The 16774-nt window shown below is 70.1% G+C and carries 13 protein-coding genes; 1 reads left to right on the top strand and 12 read right to left on the bottom strand.

The window, feature by feature from the left end; all coding sequences use genetic code 11:
* Positions 1 to 38: 38 nt before the first annotated feature.
* Both ACGFU7_RS27135 and ACGFU7_RS27140 read right to left on the bottom strand, forming a co-directional pair.
* Positions 39 to 2318: a bifunctional salicylyl-CoA 5-hydroxylase/oxidoreductase gene (locus ACGFU7_RS27135; RefSeq protein WP_393699013.1), complete on the bottom strand. Its 2280-nt coding sequence runs from the start codon at positions 2316 to 2318 to the stop codon at positions 39 to 41.
* Between the two features lie 4 nt (positions 2319 to 2322).
* On the bottom strand, positions 2323 to 3150 hold the full coding sequence (locus ACGFU7_RS27140) for an enoyl-CoA hydratase family protein (protein WP_393699015.1): 828 nt from the start codon (positions 3148 to 3150) through the stop codon (positions 2323 to 2325).
* Positions 3151 to 3376: 226 nt separating this feature from the next.
* Between ACGFU7_RS27140 and ACGFU7_RS27145 the strand changes: the two genes are divergently transcribed.
* A complete protein-coding gene (locus ACGFU7_RS27145) occupies positions 3377 to 3808 on the top strand; it encodes an ATP-binding protein (RefSeq protein ID WP_393699017.1) in 432 nt (143 codons plus the stop codon).
* A 35-nt stretch (positions 3809 to 3843) separates the two neighbouring features.
* On the opposite strand, the gene ACGFU7_RS27150 is transcribed toward ACGFU7_RS27145, so the two are convergent.
* From ACGFU7_RS27150 to ACGFU7_RS27195, 10 genes are all read right to left on the bottom strand, one after another.
* Positions 3844 to 5283: an amino acid permease gene (locus tag ACGFU7_RS27150; protein ID WP_393699019.1), complete on the bottom strand. Its 1440-nt coding sequence runs from the start codon at positions 5281 to 5283 to the stop codon at positions 3844 to 3846.
* Positions 5284 to 5538: 255 nt separating this feature from the next.
* Positions 5539 to 6555: an ornithine carbamoyltransferase gene (gene argF, locus ACGFU7_RS27155; protein WP_393699021.1), complete on the bottom strand. Its 1017-nt coding sequence runs from the start codon at positions 6553 to 6555 to the stop codon at positions 5539 to 5541.
* Positions 6556 to 6687: 132 nt separating this feature from the next.
* Entirely contained in the window at positions 6688 to 7920 is a 1233-nt protein-coding gene (locus ACGFU7_RS27160; protein WP_393699023.1) for an arginine deiminase, read from the bottom strand.
* A 93-nt stretch (positions 7921 to 8013) separates the two neighbouring features.
* Positions 8014 to 10587, bottom strand: coding sequence for a polynucleotide kinase-phosphatase (locus ACGFU7_RS27165; RefSeq protein WP_393699025.1), 2574 nt, complete (start codon positions 10585 to 10587; stop codon positions 8014 to 8016).
* On the bottom strand, positions 10584 to 12089 hold the full coding sequence (locus ACGFU7_RS27170; RefSeq protein WP_393699027.1) for a 3' terminal RNA ribose 2'-O-methyltransferase Hen1: 1506 nt from the start codon (positions 12087 to 12089) through the stop codon (positions 10584 to 10586). The genes ACGFU7_RS27165 and ACGFU7_RS27170 overlap by 4 nt, the downstream gene beginning before the upstream one ends.
* A gap of 52 nt (positions 12090 to 12141) precedes the next feature.
* Entirely contained in the window at positions 12142 to 13107 is a 966-nt protein-coding gene (gene mmuM, locus ACGFU7_RS27175) for a homocysteine S-methyltransferase (protein ID WP_393699028.1), read from the bottom strand.
* A 127-nt stretch (positions 13108 to 13234) separates the two neighbouring features.
* Complete coding sequence (locus ACGFU7_RS27180) at positions 13235 to 14158, bottom strand: LLM class F420-dependent oxidoreductase (protein ID WP_393699029.1); 924 nt, start codon at positions 14156 to 14158, stop codon at positions 13235 to 13237.
* 139 nt (positions 14159 to 14297) lie between these two features.
* A complete protein-coding gene (locus ACGFU7_RS27185) occupies positions 14298 to 14834 on the bottom strand; it encodes a DUF6099 family protein (RefSeq protein ID WP_393699030.1) in 537 nt (178 codons plus the stop codon).
* Positions 14835 to 14958: 124 nt separating this feature from the next.
* A complete protein-coding gene (locus ACGFU7_RS27190; protein WP_393699031.1) occupies positions 14959 to 15327 on the bottom strand; it encodes a nucleotide pyrophosphohydrolase in 369 nt (122 codons plus the stop codon).
* Complete coding sequence (locus tag ACGFU7_RS27195) at positions 15324 to 16673, bottom strand: ATP-binding protein (protein ID WP_393699032.1); 1350 nt, start codon at positions 16671 to 16673, stop codon at positions 15324 to 15326. The genes ACGFU7_RS27190 and ACGFU7_RS27195 overlap by 4 nt, the downstream gene beginning before the upstream one ends.
* Positions 16674 to 16774: the final 101 nt, after the last annotated feature.

Raw genomic sequence — 16774 nt, forward strand, 5'->3', positions numbered from 1 at the left:
GCGGCAGTACGGGGACCTCGGCCAGGAGCTCCGTCCCGTCATCCCAGGGTGAGCCGGGGCTTCGGTGCGTCCGTGCGGCCCGTCGGCGGGGTGCGGCTGCCCGCGCGGTACGGGAGCGGCCAGGGCGCGCCCGGTCCGCTGTAGCCCTGGTCGGCCGCCGAGTGCAGAGTCCAGTGCGGGTCGTAGAGATGGGGGCGGGCCAGGGCGCAGAGGTCGGTCCGGCCCGCGAGCAGCAGTGAATTGACGTCGTCCCAGGAGGAGATCGCACCGACCGCGATGACGGGCACGCACAGCGTGTTACGGATCCGGTCGGCGTACGGGGTCTGGTACGAGCGGCCGTACTCGGGGCGCTCGTCGGGGACAACCTGACCGGTGGAGACGTCGATGGCATCGGCCCCGTGGGCGACGAAGGCGCGTGCGATCTCGACGGCGTCCTCGGCCGTCGTGCCGCCCTCGGCCCAGTCCGTGGCGGAGATACGGACGGTCATGGGCCGGTCGTCGGGCCAGTCGGCGCGGATCGCGTCGAAGACTTCGAGGGGGAAGCGGAGCCGGTGGCGCAGCGATCCGCCGTAGTGGTCGGTGCGGTGGTTGGTGAGCGGGGAGAGGAAGCCGGAGAGCAAGTAGCCGTGGGCGCAGTGGAGTTCGAGCAGGTCGAAGCCGCAGAGGTCGGCGCGCCGGGCCGCCGCTGCGAACTGTTCGCGTACGGCGTCGAGTCCGGCCCGGTCCAGGGCGTGCGGTACCTGGTTGACGCCGTCGGTGTACGGAATCGGGGAGGCGGCGGTGAGGGGCCAGTTGTCGTGGTCGAGGGGCTGATCGATGCCCTCCCACATCAGTTTGGTGGAGCCCTTGCGCCCGGAGTGGCCGAGCTGGATGCCGATGGCCGTACCGGGGGCGCTCGCATGGACGAAGTCGGTGATCCGGGTCCAGGCGGCGGCCTGCTCGGGCGTGTAGAGGCCGGTGCAGCCGGGGGTGATGCGGCCCTCGGCGCTGACGCACACCATCTCCGTCATGACGAGCCCGGCGCCGCCGAGTGCGCGTGCGCCCAGGTGGACGAGGTGGAAGTCGCCGGGGACACCGTCGACGGCCGAGTACATGTCCATGGGCGAGACGACGACGCGGTTGCGGAGTTCGAGGCCGCGCAGCCGCAGCGGGGTGAACATCGGCGGGGTGCCCGGTGCGCAGCCGAACTCCTCCTCGACTGCGGCGGTGAAGGAGGCGTCGCGCAGTCGCAGATTTTCGTGGGTGACGCGGCGGCTGCGGGTGAGGAGGTTGAAGGCGAACTGGCGGGGCGGCTGGTCGACATAGGTGCCGAGTTCCTCGAACCAGCGCAGGCTGGCCGCGGCGGCCCGCTGGGTCGATTCGACGACCGGCCGGCGCTCGGTCTCGTACGCGGCCAGTGCGCCGGGCAGGTCGGGCTGTTCCTCGATGCAGGCGGCGAGCGCGAGTGCGTCCTCGACGGCGAGTTTGGTGCCGGAGCCGATGGAGAAGTGCGCGGTGTGGGCGGCGTCGCCGATGAGGACCGTGTTGCCGTGCGACCAGCGGGCGTTGACGACGGTACGGAAGGTGAGCCAGGAGGAGTTGTTGGAGCGCAGCGGCCGGCCGCCGAGCGCCTCGGTGAAGATCTTGGCGCAGCGTACGGTCGAGTGCTCGACGTCGCAGGTGTCGAATCCGGCGGCCTGCCAGACCTCCTCGCGCATCTCGACGATGACGGTGGAGGCGTCGGCCGAGAAGGGGTAGCCGTGGAGCTGCATCACCCCGTACGCGGTCTCGGCGATCTCGAAGCGGAAGGCGTCGAGGGCGAAGTCGGCGGCAAGCCAGATGTAGCGGCAGCGATGGGTGGTGAGGCGGGGGCCGAAGGTGTCGGCGTGAGCGGCTCGGGTGAGGCTGTGCACGCCGTCGGCGGCGATCACCAGGTCGTACGCGGCGGTCAGCTCGGCGGCCGGCGGGGCCTCGGTGCGGAAGCGGAGCCGTACGCCGAGGGAGTCGCAGCGTTCGTGCAGGATCTCCAGGAGCCTGCGCCGGCCCAGCGCCGCGAAGCCGTGGCCGCCGGAGGTCTGGGTCACGCCGCGGTGGACGATGTCGATGTCGTCCCACCGTACGAACTCGTCCTGAAGGGCCCGGTAAACGACGGGGTCGGCGTGCTCGATGCCACCGAGGGTCTCGTCGGACAGGACGACGCCGAAGCCGAAGGTGTCGTCGGGGGCGTTGCGCTCCCAGACGGTGATGTCGCGTTCCGGATCGAGCCGTTTGAGCAGGGCCGCGGCGTAAAGCCCGCCGGGTCCGCCTCCGATGACCGCGATCCGCTTCACGGGTGGCATCGTGCTACCGGCCTTGCCACTTCGGTGGCCGCTTCTCGGTGAAGGCGGCGTGGAATTCGGCGTAGTCCTCGCCGTGCATCAGCAGGGCCTGGGTCGCGGCGTCCATCTCGACCGCGGCAGCGAGCGGCATGTCGAGTTCGGCGGTGAGCAGCGCCTTGGTCTGGGCGAGGGCAAGGGCCGGTCCGTCGGCGAGGCGGCGGGCCAGCGCTGCCGCGCGTACATCCGCCTGGCCGTCTTCGGTCAGCTCGCTGATCAGTCCGATCCGTTCCGCTTCGGGTGCGCGGACCGGTTCGCCGAGCATCAGCAGCCGGGTGGCATGACCGAGGCCGACGACGCGCGGCAGCAGATAGGCGGCGCCCATGTCGCCGCCGGAGAGGCCGACCTTGGTGAAGAGGAAGGCGAAGCGGGCGGACGGGTCGGCGATCCGGAAGTCGGCGGCCAGCGCAAGAACTGCGCCGGCACCTGCGGCCACCCCGTGTACGGCGGCGATGACGGGGAAGGGGGTTTCACGTAGGGCCCGCACCACCTGCCCGGTCATGCGGTTGAAATCGAGGAGCTGGGCGGTGTCCATGGCGAGTGTCGCGCCGATGATGTCGTCGACATCTCCGCCGGAGCAGAAACCGCGGCCCTCCCCCGCGAGCACCAGAGCGCGCACGGTGCGTTCGCGGGACAGTTCGGCAAGCAGGTCGCGCAGGTCGGCGTAGGCACCGAAGGTGAGCGCGTTGAGTTTCTCGGGGCGGGCGAGGGTGACGGTGGCAACTCCGTCGTCCGTCGTCAGCCGCAGATGGCGCCAGTCATCCGTACGGGGGGCGGAGCTGGGAAACGGGCTCATGGAGGGGGCTCCCCTTCAGCCGTCGGGCTGCTACCTGCACCGAACTTATCACTCGTACGTGACTCCCGTCACGAGCACGCGATAGGTGGAAGGTGAGAACTAAGTGCCGAACGTCTCGTTCGTACCGGTCGGCGATCCCTTGCCTGTGTCGTTGCGCTTCGTAAGGTTGAAACCGAGAAGTCTTGACCTCCAGAAAGTTCATGAACTCCGGAACGGAAACCGTGCCGTGCCCTCCGATGTCCCCCTCCCTGCCTCCTGGCGGATTGCCCTGCCGCATTCGACGGTGGCCGTACCGGTCGCCCGCGCCCTGATCCGTACGGCACTGGCGGAGATCGAAGCACCGGCCGATTCCGACACCGCCGAGCTCCTCACCGCCGAACTGGTCGCCAACGCCGTGGAGCACACCCGCAGCGACGAGCCCATCGAGCTGGTGGTGGAGCTCCTGCCGACCGGCTGCCAGGTGGAGGTGCACGACCGCGACCCGGCCCCGCCGGGCGATCTCTCCCATCCGCAGCCCGGCAGCGCGCCGGACCCCTGGCAGGAACACGGCCGGGGTCTGCTGCTGATCCGCACGCTCAGCTCGTCCTGCGGTCACCGCACGACGGAGCACGGCAAGGCGGTGTGGTTCACCCTGCCGTCCCGTACGCCTCAGAGCTGACCGGACATCTCAGGGCTGACCGGCCGCCGCCCGCATCAGCCCGCGTCGGCAGCGGCCAGCCGGGAGCGGCTGCGGCCGTAGAAGGTGTACACCGCCGCGCCGACGATCAGGAAGACGGCGAACTGCACCCAGGTCGCCCAGCCCGTCCCGTACATCAGATAGAGGCAGAAGATGACGCCCAGGATCGGGCTCACCGGGTAGAACGGCACCCGGAACGAGCCCGTCACCTCAGGGTTGCGGCGGCGCAGCACGATCACCGCGATGTTCACCGCGACCATGGTGCCCAGCGTGCCGATGGTCGTCAGATTCACCACCACGTCGAGCGAGGAGAAGGCCGCCGGGACCGCGAAGACGACCGCCACGATCCAGGTGTTGGCGACCGGCGTCGCCGTCCGCGGCGAGACCCGCTCGAAGACCCGCGGGACCAGACCGTCGCGGGACATCGACATCAGGATGCGGGTCTGCCCGTACATCACCGCGAGCACGACGGATGCGATCGCGACGACCGCTCCGAAGGCGATGATTCCACCGCCAATGGTCGAGTCGGTGACCTGGTCGACGACGATCGAGAGGGCGGCCGGCTTGTCGGCGACGGCCTCCGGGCCGAGGGCGCCGATGGCCGCGAGCGCGACGGCGCAGTAGAGCAGGGTGACCAGGCCGATGCAGACCATGATCGCGATCGGGATGTTCCGCCGCGGGTTCTTGACCTCTTCGCCCGCGGTGGTGATGGCGTCGAAGCCGATGTACGAGAAGAACGCCAGCGACGCACCGGCGGTGACCCCGCCCGCCCCGTGGGCGACGAACGGCGTGAGATTCCCGTGCTCGAAGGCCGTGAAGGCGATGACGCAGAACATGATCAGAATGGCGATCTTGAGGACCGCCATCGCGGCGGTGGCCCCCGCGCTCTCCCGTACGCCGCGCACCAGCAAGGTGGCGGCCATCATGACCACCAGGACCGCGGGCAGATTGATCACTCCGCCGTCGCCGGGCCCCGCCGAGAGGGCCGCGGGCAGCTGCCAGCCGAACAGGCTGTTCAGCAGCTCATTGACGTACTGGCTCCAGCCGACGGCAACCGCGGAGACCGAGACTCCGTACTCCAGCAGCAGACACCAGCCGACGAGGAACGCGATGCGTTCGCCGAGGGTCGCGTAGGCGAAGGAGTACGAGCTGCCGGACACCGGGATCGCGCTGCCCAGCTCGGCGAAGGAGAACGCGGTGAAGATGCAGGTGATCGCGGCGAGCACGAAGGACAGCACAACCGCTGGGCCCGCCTCGGCGACGCTGTCGGAGAGGCCGACGAAGATGCCGGTGCCGACGACGGCGCCGATACCGAAACACACCAGCTGGAAGAGCCCCATGGTGCGCTTGAGGCCGTGCCCCTCCAGGTCGGCGCCGGACTCGGCGATCAGCTGGTGGGGATTCTTGATGCGTGGCCCGGAGGGACGCAGGGAGCTCGGTGGGCGCAGCGGACTCACGGGGATGGTCTCTTCTCTGGTGGAGCATGTGGGGGGAATGTGCGCCCGGGGCCTGTGGGGGGCTCTGGGCTGTGGGTTCTGAGCTCTGGGCCTGGGCTCCGGGTTCTGGCCTCTGGCCTCTGGCCTCTGGCCTCTGGCCTCTGGTGACACACACGAAAATGGGGTTCGAGCGTGCGAGCTCGAACCCCACCAAGAGACAACATATTAGTCGCCTTCGCGCATGTTCACCCAATCGGGCGCATGATCATGCGGCTATCAGCTTGTGGCCGCCGTGGTTGCCAGGGTTGCCACCAGAACGGCCTTGATCGTGTGCAGCCGGTTCTCGGCCTCGTCGAAGACGACCGAGTGCGCGGACTCGAAGACCTCGTCGGTGACCTCCAGCTCCGTCAGCCCGTAGGCGGCCTCGATCTCGCGCCCGACCTTGGTGCCTAGGTCATGGAAGGCCGGGAGGCAGTGCAGGAACTTCACGTCGGCGTTGCCGGTGGCGCGCAGGACATCCATGGTCACGGCGTACGGCGCGAGGGCCTCGATGCGCTCGCCCCAGATCTCCTTGGGCTCACCCATGGAGACCCAGACGTCGGTGACGACAAAGTCCGCACCCTTGACACCCTCGGCGATGTCCTCGGTGAGAGTGACGGTCGCGCCACTGGCCCCGGCCAGCCTGCGGGCCTCGGTGACGACCTCCTCGGCCGGCCAGTACGACTTCGGCGCGACGATCCGCACGTCCATGCCCAGCAGGGCGCCGGTGACCAGGTAGGAGTTACCCATGTTGAAGCGGGCGTCGCCGAGGTAGGCGAAGGTGACCCTCTCCAGCGGCTTCTCGCTGTGCTCGGCCATGGTGAGGACGTCGGCGAGCATCTGGGTCGGGTGCCAGTCGTCGGTGAGTCCGTTGAAGACCGGAACGCCGCCGTACACAGCCAGCTCCTCGACGGCTGCCTGGCTGTCACCGCGGTACTCGATGCCGTCGAACATCCGGCCGAGGACGCGGGCCGTGTCCTTCACCGACTCCTTGTGCCCCAATTGCGAGCCGGAGGGGTCGAGGTACGTCGTGGACGCGCCCTGGTCGGCGGCGGCCACCTCGAAGGCGCAGCGGGTGCGGGTCGAGGTCTTCTCGAAGATCAGCGCGATGTTCTTGCCGCGCAGGCGCTGCACTTCGGTCCCCGACTTCTTGGCGGCCTTGAGCTCGGCCGCGAGGTCGATCAGGCCGCGGAACTCCTCGGCCGTGAAGTCCAGCTCCTTGAGGAAGTGGCGGCCTGCGAGGTCTATGGCCATGGGACTGCTCCTGGGTCGGGCGAGGATCGCGCATACAGTGACCCTGGAAGTCTATACGACGCTCTGCATCGCTATACGGAGGCTCGTCCCTTGCACCGGGCCACGCGTCGCTGCACCGGGTCGCACACCGCGCTACACCGGATCACGCACCACGGGACAGCTCATGCAGCGGGGGCCGCCCCTGCCCCGGCCGAGTTCGCTGCCGCGGATCTCGATGACCTCGATGCCTTCCTTGCGCAGATACGTGTTGGTGGTGGCGTTGCGCTCGTACGCGACGACGACACCCGGCTCGACGGCCAGCACATTGCAGCCGTCGTCCCACTGCTCGCGCTCGGCGGCGTGCACATCCTGGGTGGCTGTGAGGACCCGGATCGAGTCCAGGCCCAGGGCGTGCGCGATCGCGTCGTGCATGTGCTCGGGCGGATGGTCGGTGACCTTCAGGTCCCTCGGCCCTTCACCGGGCTCGATGGTGTACGAGCGGAGCATGCCCAGGCCCGCGTACTTGGTGAAGGTGTCGCCGTCGATCATCGTCATCACCGTGTCGAGGTGCATGAACGCCCGGCGCTTGGGCATGTCGAGCGCCACGATCGTGTGTGCCGAGCCGGCGTCGAACAGTCCGCGGGCCAGCATCTCCACCGCCTGCGGGGTGGTGCGCTCGCTCATCCCAATGAGTACGGCGCCGTGGCCGATGACCAGTACGTCGCCGCCCTCGATGGTGGAGGGGTAGTCGTCCTGCCCCTCCGACCAGTGGTGGAAGACGCCCGCGTCGGGGCCGGTGAAGAGCGGGTGGTGGCGGTAGATCGCCTCGAAGTGGACGGTCTCGCGCTGCCGGGCCGGCCAGCGCATCGCGTTGATCGACACCCCGTCGTATATCCAGGCCGAGGTGTCCCGGGTGAAGAGATGGTTCGGCAGCGGGCCGAGCAGGAAGTCGTCCAGGTCCATGACATGGAAGCGGACGGAGGTCGGCTCGCTGTGCCGCTCCAGGAACTCCCGCTTGGTCATCCCGCCGACCAGCGCCTCGGCCAGCTCGGCGCTGGGCAGCTCCTCGAAGGCGGCCCGCAGATGCTCGGTGGCGAGCGGGCCGTACTCCTTCTCCTCGAAGACCCGGTCCAGGACGAGCCGCCTGGCCACCGGGATGTCCAGCGACTCACGGAGCAGATCGCCGAAGAGGTGCACCTCCACTCCACGGTCGCGCAGCACGTCCGCGAAACCGTCGTGCTCCTGGCGTGCACGGCGCACCCACAACACGTCGTCGAACAGGAGCGCGTCCTTGTTGCTGGGGGTGAGGCGCTTCAGTTCCAGATCGGGGCGGTGCAGGATGACGCGGCGCAGCCGCCCGGCCTCGGAGTCGACATGGAATCCCATGTCTCCATCCTCACCGTGCGGAGCGCCGTTCACCCGGCGAATCGCCAGCGGGTTTTCCGTTGATCTCACCGGAAAACCCGCTGACGCCACGGTCTACAGCCGCGGGTCGACCGGCTCCGACTCCAGGGCCAGCACCGCGAACACCGCCTCGTGGACCCGCCACAGGGGCTCCCCGTCGGCCAGCCGGTCCAGCGCTTCGAGCCCCAGCGCGTACTCCCGGAGCGCCAACGACCGCTTGTGGCCGAGGAACCGGCCGCGCAGCCGCTCCAGATTCTCCGGGCGGGTGTACTCGGGGCCGTAGATGATCCGGAGGTACTCCCGGCCGCGCACCTTGATGCCCGGCTGGACCAGCCTGCCCTTGCCGTCCCGTACGAGCGCGGCGAGCGGCTTGACGACCATGCCTTCGCCGCCGCGGCCGGTCATCTCCAGCCACCAGTCGATACCGGAGCGCACCGACGTCTCATCACCGGTGTCGACGACGAGTCGGCGGGTGACCTGGAGCAGCCCGGTCGGGTCGTGCTCGACCAGCCGGTCGAGCCAGGCCAGCTGCTCGTCGTGCGGTACGGAGGCCAGCGAGCGGCCCTGCACGGCGAGGATCTGGAACGGCGCGAGCCGCACCCCGTCCAGGCCCTGGGTGCTCCAGCAGTAGCGGCGGTACGCCTCGGTGAACGCGGCCGCGTCCTCGGCCCGTCCCTGCTGGCGGTCCGCGAGAGCGCCCACGTCCACCCCACGGGCCACCGCTGCCGCGAGGGCCGCGTTGGCCTCCGGGAAGACGGCCCCGGATGCGGCACCGACCGCGGCGTACTGAGAGCGCAGCAGCCCGGCCGCCTTGAACGACCACGGCATCAGCTCGGCGTCGAGCAGCACCCAGTCGGTGTCCCACTCCTCCCAGAGTCCGGCGGCGGTGACGGCTGTGCGCAGCCTGCCGAGGATCGCCTCGGTGAGTGCGACGTCGTCGAGGAACGGCCTTCCGGTGCGGGTGTACAGCGCCCCGGTCGGACCTCCCCCACCGCCGGAAGCGTGGGAGGTGGCCCCTGCGCCGAACCGTTCACGGGCAGCGTTCGCGTCCCGGCAGACCAGCGCCACCGCACGCGAGCCCATGTGCTTCTCCTCGCACACGACCTTGGTGACACCGTCCGCCCGGTACTGGGCGAAGGCCTCGGCCGGGTGCTCCAGGAAGCCGTCCTCGTGCGAGGTGGCGGTGGGCGCCATGGTCGGCGGGAGGTAGCCGAGCAGCCGCGGGTCGACGGCGAAGCGGCTCATGACTTCGAGCGCCGCCGCGGCGTTCTCCTCGCGGACCGAGATGCGGCCCATGTGCCGGGTCTCGACGATCCGGCGGCCGTGCACATCAGCGAGGTCCAGCGGCCGGCCCTCCCGGCCCCCGGGCGCCTCGGTGGTCAGCGGCTTGGCCGGCTCGTACCAGACCTTCTCGGCGGGTACGTCGACAAGCTCGCGCTCCGGCCAGCGCAGCGCGGTCATCTTCCCGCCGAAGACCGCACCGGTGTCCAGGCAGATGGTGTTGTTGACCCAGGAGGTGCTGGGCACCGGGGTGTGGCCGTAGACCACGGCGGCACGGCCGCGGTACTCCTCCGCCCACGGGTAGCGCACGGGCAGGCCGAACTCGTCGGTCTCGCCGGTGGTGTCCCCGTACAGCGCGTGCGAGCGGACCCGCCCGGAGGTGCGCCCGTGGTACTTCTCGGGCAGTCCGGCGTGGCAGACGACGAGTTTGCCCTCGTCGAGCACGTAGTGGCTGACGAGCCCGTCGATGAACTCCCGCGCCTGCTCGCGGAAGGCCGGGTCCTTGACGTCCTCCTGGTCCAGCTGCTCGATGGTCTCGGCGAGTCCATGGGTGTGCTGGACCTTGCGGCCCTTGAGGTAGCGGCCGAGCTTGTTCTCGTGATTGCCCGGCACGCACAGGGCGTTGCCCGCCGATACCATGGACATGACGCGGCGCAGTACCCCGGGACTGTCGGGGCCGCGGTCCACGAGGTCGCCGACGAAGACCGCCGTACGCCCTTCGGGGTGCGCGCCGTCGACGTAGCCGAGCTTGCCGAGCAGGGCCTCCAGCTCGGAACTGCAGCCGTGGATGTCGCCGATGATGTCGAAGGGCCCTGTGAGGTGGCGCAGGTCGTTGTAGCGGCGCTCAAGCACCACTTCGGCGTGCTCCGCCTCCTCCTCGGTGCGCAGGATGTGCACCTTGCGGAAGCCCTCGCGCTCCAGGCCGCGCAGCGAGCGGCGCAGTTCACGGCGGTGGCGCTGGATGACATGCCGCGGCATGTCGGCACGGTCGGGGCGGGCCGCGTTGCGTGCGATGCAGACCTCTTCGGGCAGGTCGAGGACGATCGCGATCGGCAGCACGTCGTGGCTCCGGGCCAGTTGGACCAGCTGCTTGCGGCTCTCGGACTGGACGCTGGTGGCGTCCACGACGGTCAGCCGGCCGGCAGCGAGCCGCTTGCCCACGATGAAGTGGAGGATGTCGAAGGCGTCACTGCTGGCGCTCTGGTCGTTCTCGTCGTCGGCGACCAGGCCGCGGCAGAAGTCCGAGGAGATGATCTCCGTGGGCTTGAAGTGCTTACGGGCGAAGGTGGACTTGCCGGAACCGCTGGCTCCGATGAGGACCACGAGGGAGAGGTCGGTCACCGGCAGCGTGCGCGAAGTACTGGTCATGCGACTTTCGCCTCCTTCTCGGTCTCGTTGGCGGTCTCGGTCTCGTTCTTCGTCTCATCGGCTGCGGTCATCGTGAACACCGCCATCTGCGTGGGCGGCCCCACCTCCGGGTCGTCGGGCCCCACGGGGACGAAATCGACCCCGTATCCATGCCGCTGCGCCACATCCTGGGCCCAGTCGCGGAACTCGGCCCTGGTCCACTCGAACCGGTGGTCGCCGTGGCGCACATGCCCGGCCGGCAGGGTCTCCCAGCGGACGTTGTACTCGACGTTCGGCGTCGTCACGAGCACGGTCCGCGGTCGGGCCGAACCGAACACGGCGTACTCCAGCGCGGGCAGCCTCGGCAGGTCGAGGTGCTCGATGACCTCGCTGAGCACGGCCGCGTCATACCCCTTGAGCCGCTTGTCGGTATAGGTGAGCGAGCCCTGCTGAAGCGTGACCCGTCCGGCCTGCCGCTCCCCCATCCGGTCCAGCTTCAGCCGTCGCGAGGCGATGGTGAGGGCGCGCATGGAGACATCGACGCCGACGATCTCCGTGAAGCCCACGTCCTTGAGCAGCGCCTGCACCAACTGGCCCTGGCCGCAGCCCAGGTCGAGGACCCGGCTCGCCCCGGCGGCGCGCAGCGCGTCGAGGATCGCGGTGCGCCGCTGCTCGGCGAGCGGCACCGGCTTCTCCTCGGTGTCGGTCGTCTCGTCCACCGCGTTGTCGATGCTCTCGACATCGAGGTCGTCCGACTCGGCGAGCCGCACCAGTTCGAGCCGCTCCATCGCCTGCCGGGTCAGCCCCCAGCGCCGGGACAGATAACGGCTGGTGATCAGCTTCTGCTCGGGGTGGTCGGCCAGCCAGCCCTCACCGGCCCGCAACAGCTTGTCCACCTCGTCCGGTGCGACCCAGTAGTGCTTGGCGTCATCGAGCACCGGCAGCAGGACGTACAGCTGCCGCAGCGCCTCCGCCAGCCGCAACTCGCCTTCCAGCACCAGCCGTACGTACCGCGAGTCTCCCCACTCAGGGAACTGCTCGTCCAGAGGTACGGCCACGGCGTCCACGCTCGTCCAGCCGAGCGGCCCGAAGAGCTTGCGCACCAGTTCCGCACCACCGCGCGCCGGCAGTGCGGGCACCTCGATCCGCAGCGGAAGCGGCGCCTGTACGCGTTCGGGCAGTGCGCGGCACACACCGCTCAGCGCGGTCTTGAAGACCGTGCTCATCGCGACGGAGAGCAGCGAGGACGCCGCGTACGGGCGGTCGTTGACGTACTGCGCGAGCGCCGCATCGGGGGCGCCGCCCCGGCCCTTGCCCTTGCCGCGCCGCACCAGCGCCACGGGATCCACCTCCAGCAGGAGCGCCGCTGTGCAGCGCTCGGCGGATGCCTCGGGATAGAAGACATGCGCGGTGCCATGGGAGGTGGAGAACGTCTGCGCCTTCTCGGGATGCTTGTGCAGCAGAAAGCCGAGATCGGTCGCGGGACGTTCCGGGTTGCCGGTCGTGCTGATTGTCAGGAACACACGTCCGAGTATGGTCTGCTTCACTCGCCCCCCACCAGGTATTTTCATGTGTCTACAGCGCTGTTGACTCTCCTTCCCCTTCGCCTCCCGTCGCTGCGCCGAGCAGCCCGGCCAGCTCCGCGATGATGTCCGGGCCGACCCGGCAGCAGCCGCCCACCAGCCGGGCGCCGGCGTCCTGCCAGGCCCGTACTCTCCCCGGATCGAACGTGGCGTCGCCGGCCCACCGCCGGCCGCCGGCATCCCACCGCTCACCGCTGTTCGGATAGACGACGACCGGTTTCCCCGCCACCTCCGCCGCCACCCGCACCGCCCGGTCCGCATCCGCCGGATCACAGCAGTTCACCCCGACGGCCAGCACATTGTTGTGCCCCGAGGCCAGGGCGAAGGCCGTCTCCAGCGGCTGCCCCGCCCTGGTCCGGTCCCCCGCCACGCTGTACGAGAGCCAAACAGGCAGCCCGCACCCCTCGACCGCCCTCAGCAACGCCTCGGCCTCGTCGATGTCCGGCACCGTCTCCAGCGCCAGCACATCGGGCCCTGCGGCGGCCAGCGCCTCGACCCGCGGCCGGTGAAACCGCTCCAGCTCCCGGACGGAGAGCCCGTAGCGGCCCCGGTACTCGCTGCCGTCCGCCAGCATCGCCCCATACGGGCCGACCGAGGCGGCGACCCAGACCTCCCGCTCCACCGCACCCGTGGCCCGCCGCGCCAGCCGCACGCTCCGGGCGAACAGCTCCGCCGCCCGAGCCCGTCCGATCCCCCGCCGCTCGAATCCCTCGAAGGTCGCCTGGTAACTGGCCGTGATGAGCACCTGTGCACCCGCCCGCACATAGGCCGCGTGCGCAGCCTCGATCTGCCCCGGCCCCTCGGCCAGCAGCCGGGCCGACCACAGAGCGTCGGACAGGTCGCAGCCCTGCGCCTCCAACTGGTTGGAGAGACCACCGTCGAGCAGGACCGTCCCCTCCAAGAGGGCGCGATCGAGCGCACGGGCGGGCGGACCGTTGACTGACCGGACGGGTTGCACGGGCGACTCCCTCGTGAGCGGGGCCTGGCTCGGGCGAGCTGGGCCTGGCCCGGGTGAGCTGGACCGATCCCTGGCTCAGGCGAGGCGGAAGGGCTCCCGGTCCAGGTGAGCCGGAACCGATCCCGGCTCAGGTGAGCTGGGACTGGACCTGGGAGGAGATCAGCTCCAGGTGATCCAGGTCGTCCAGATCCAGGACCTGGAGGTAGATCCGGGACGACCCGATCGCGCCGTACCTGCCGATCTTGTCGACCACCTCGGCGGGCGAGCCCGCGAGCCCGTTCGCCTTCAGTTCCGCCACCTCACGGCCGATGACGGAGGCGCGCCGCGCCACCTCGGCGTCGTTCTTGCCGACGCAGACCACCAGGGCGTTGGAGTACACCAGGTCGTCCGGTCCGCGGCCGGCCGCCTTGGCCGCCTCCCTGACCCGGCCGAACTGCTTCTCACTGTCCTCCAGCGACGCGAAGGGGATATTGAACTCGTCCGCGTACTGCGCGGCCAGCCGCGGTGTACGCGTCGCACCGTGACCGCCGATCAGGACCGGCACCTTGGCCTGCGCCGGCTTGGGCAGCGCGGGCGAATCGGTCAGCTGGTAGTACGTGCCGTCGAAGCTGAACGTCTTGCCGATCTCGGTCGCCCAGAGCCCGGTGACGATTTCCAGCTGCTCCTCCAGCCTGCCGAACTTCTCCTTGGGGAACGGAATGCCGTAGGCCTTGTGCTCCTCCTCGAACCAGCCTGCGCCGAGGCCGAGCTCGACGCGTCCGCCGGACATCTGGTCGACCTGCGCGACCTGGATGGCGAGCACTCCGGGGAGCCGGAAGGTCCCCGCGGTCATCAGCGTGCCGAGCCGGATCCGCTTGGTCTCGCGCGCCAGCCCGGCCAGAGTGATCCACGCGTCGGTCGGGCCGGGCAGCCCGTCCCCCGGGCCCATGCGGAGGTAGTGGTCGGAGCGGTAGAAGGCGTCGAACCCGAGGTCCTCGGCCGCCTTGGCGACGGTGAGCAGGGTGTCGTAGCTCGCCCCTTGCTGGGGCTCGGTGAAGATTCGAAGATCCATGCATCCATCCTGCACCTCTGGACGCCGGTCATTCCCCTCCTCCTCCCACGCGCCGCCACTGCCGAAGTCCTTTACGGTCACGGCCGTCCAGTCCACCGTCCCGTTCCTCGTCCCTCGTCACTTCCGGAGTCCTGTGCGGTCACGGCTGGCCCGCCGCCGAGCCCGCCGGTCCGCGGACCGCACCGTAGGGGCCGTCCCGCTCCCGCCCGCGCTCCAGATCCTGCCGCCGCTCCCGGTCCTGCTCGTCGAGGCGCCGGAGCATTCCGTGCACCCGGTCCATCGACTCGTCGGCCGCGTCGATCGCCTCCATGCACTGCCAGTAGAGCCCCTGCTCGTCGGTCTCACAGGCCACCCCGACCAGAGCCATCCCCACCTCCCCGAGCAGTGTGCCCAGCCGCGTCAGCGTCGCCCTCGGTTCGGCGAGCTCGGAGAGCTGCGCGGCCCGCGCCACTGAGGCCCGCGCCGCCGGGTGGTCCAGTGCCCCGCCACTCCTCCCGCCGATCTCGCTGAGCCCGCGCGCCTCTCCCCGTAACTCCTTGGGCCCGTCCGCCGCCAGCCGGCTGCCGATCGCCTGAGCGAGCGCCTGGGCCTGCCATGCCTCGGCGATGATGTCCGGCGTGCCGCGGCTCTGTGCCAGAGCACGCCGACTGACTCCTACAAGCCGCTCCGCTTCCATGCGTTACCCCCGTCCGTACGAAAAGCCGCTCAACTCATCCATTACCCACAGTGAGGGCTTAGGTACCGAAAAGCCAGGGGAATTCGGAAATCTGTGGACACGAAGTCGACTGTGAATAAGTTGATCACTCCGAAGAGTGACGATCCCGGGGTTCAGGGGTGTCCGGGCCTTCCGGAACCGGGAATCGGCTCTCATTCCGGTCGATCTTCTCCGACAGCGCCGCCAGCGCGTCGATCCCCAACACCTCGCAGAACTGCAGCAGATACGCGAGAACATCCGCGACCTCGTCCGCCACCCGGTGCGCCGTCTCGGGAGTCTCCATCACCCGCGCCGACTGCTCCGGCGTCAACCACTGGAAGATTTCGACCAGTTCGGCCGCCTCGACGCTCAGGGCCGCCGCCAGGTTCTTCGGGGTGTGGTACTGCTCCCAGTCCCGTGCGGACGCGAACGCGGCGAGCCGTTGCTGCAGGGCACGTACATCAAGTTCTGTCACGGCTCCAGGTCTACCACCGTCACCCCGGCCGTCTCCCGGGCCCGTACCGCGCCCGACTCCGTGACCGTCCCCACCAGCCTGAGGTGCCCGGCCGCCCCGATCGACACCGCCAGATCCAGCAGTTCGCGCAACTGCCGTCCGTCCAGGTCCCGGTCGAGTCCGTCTGCCAGCACGGTGAGGGTCTGCATGGCCGACGGCACCTCGCCCGCGGTGTCCACCGCCAGCACCCCGGGTCCGGTAAGCAGCACCAGGGCGAGCGCGAGATACCTCAGCTCACCGTCGCCGAGCCGGCCGACCGGCGTGGCGTGTCCCCCGCCGCCGCCGCGCCCGACGGTCGCGCGCAGCAACCCGTCCGCGAGCCGCTCGACACCGAGCGCGGTCACCGGCCCCGCACATCCGGCGTGAGCGGCCGCGACCAGCCGGGCGTGGCGCCCGGCGCACTGCGTGTGCGTGCGGTCCAGCACCGCCGCGAGGTTGTCGCAGCCGCGGCGCAGCCGGCCGTCGCCCGCCGGCACCGGCGCACGCATCCGCGACGGCTGCGGTTCACAGGCGAAGACCGACCGCAGGGCCACGACCATCTGTTCGGCGGCGGCAAGGACCTGTAACTGCCCCTCGGTCCTGCCCGCCACCCGCAACGGCAGCAGGGCCGTTCCGAGACGGTCGTCCGGCAGCGGCGCACGCGTCACCGGGACCGCGCCCGCGGTGTGCCAGGCCGCCTGGACCGTCGAGCGCCCCGGGTCGCGCAATGCGGTGGTGAACAGGGTCTCGCCACCGCCGGTGAGCCGTTCGCCGACGATACGGAGGGTGGGCTCCGCCTGGACGGCCACGTCGAGCCGTACCGGTCCTGCCGGACCGTCCGTCGTGCAGCCGATCCGGAATCCGCGGCGGCCCTGCGCATCGGCCGCGGCGCCTTCCGGTACGCACCCCGCCGGGTCCGGGAAGACCTCGTCGAGCGGGTCTCCGCTGCCCAGCCGCGCCAGCGCCTCGTACGCCCGCAACGCACTCGACTTGCCGCTGCCGCCTGGCCCGGCGAAGAGCGTGATCGGGCCGATGGGGAAGTTGGCACCCCGGTGCGAGGCGAAGGCGGACAACCGGAGTTCGGTGACGACGGGTCCGGCAAAGCGGACAGGACCCCCGGAACGCCACGCGGCTTCCGGACGGGCCGACGTACCCGCAGCGACGGGACCATCACCGAACACAGACGTACCAGCAGCGGCAGGCGCTTCACCAAGCACGGACGTACCAGCAGCAGCAGACGCTTCACCAAACTCGGACGCAGGAGCATCACCAGGCACGGACGTACCGGCGGGCAGTGGCGGGGTGGTCCCCGGGCGGAGTGCACTCATGGGCGGACCGTACGCAGACCGCGGAGCGGCGAACCGTTCCGCCTGAACGACCTTCCTACGATCGGGCTACGCCCACCGCGGCAACCCCGCCCGAACCGCAT

The organism is Streptomyces sp. NPDC048473, assembly GCF_043200155.1.
In the GTDB taxonomy this organism is placed as follows: domain Bacteria; phylum Actinomycetota; class Actinomycetes; order Streptomycetales; family Streptomycetaceae; genus Streptomyces.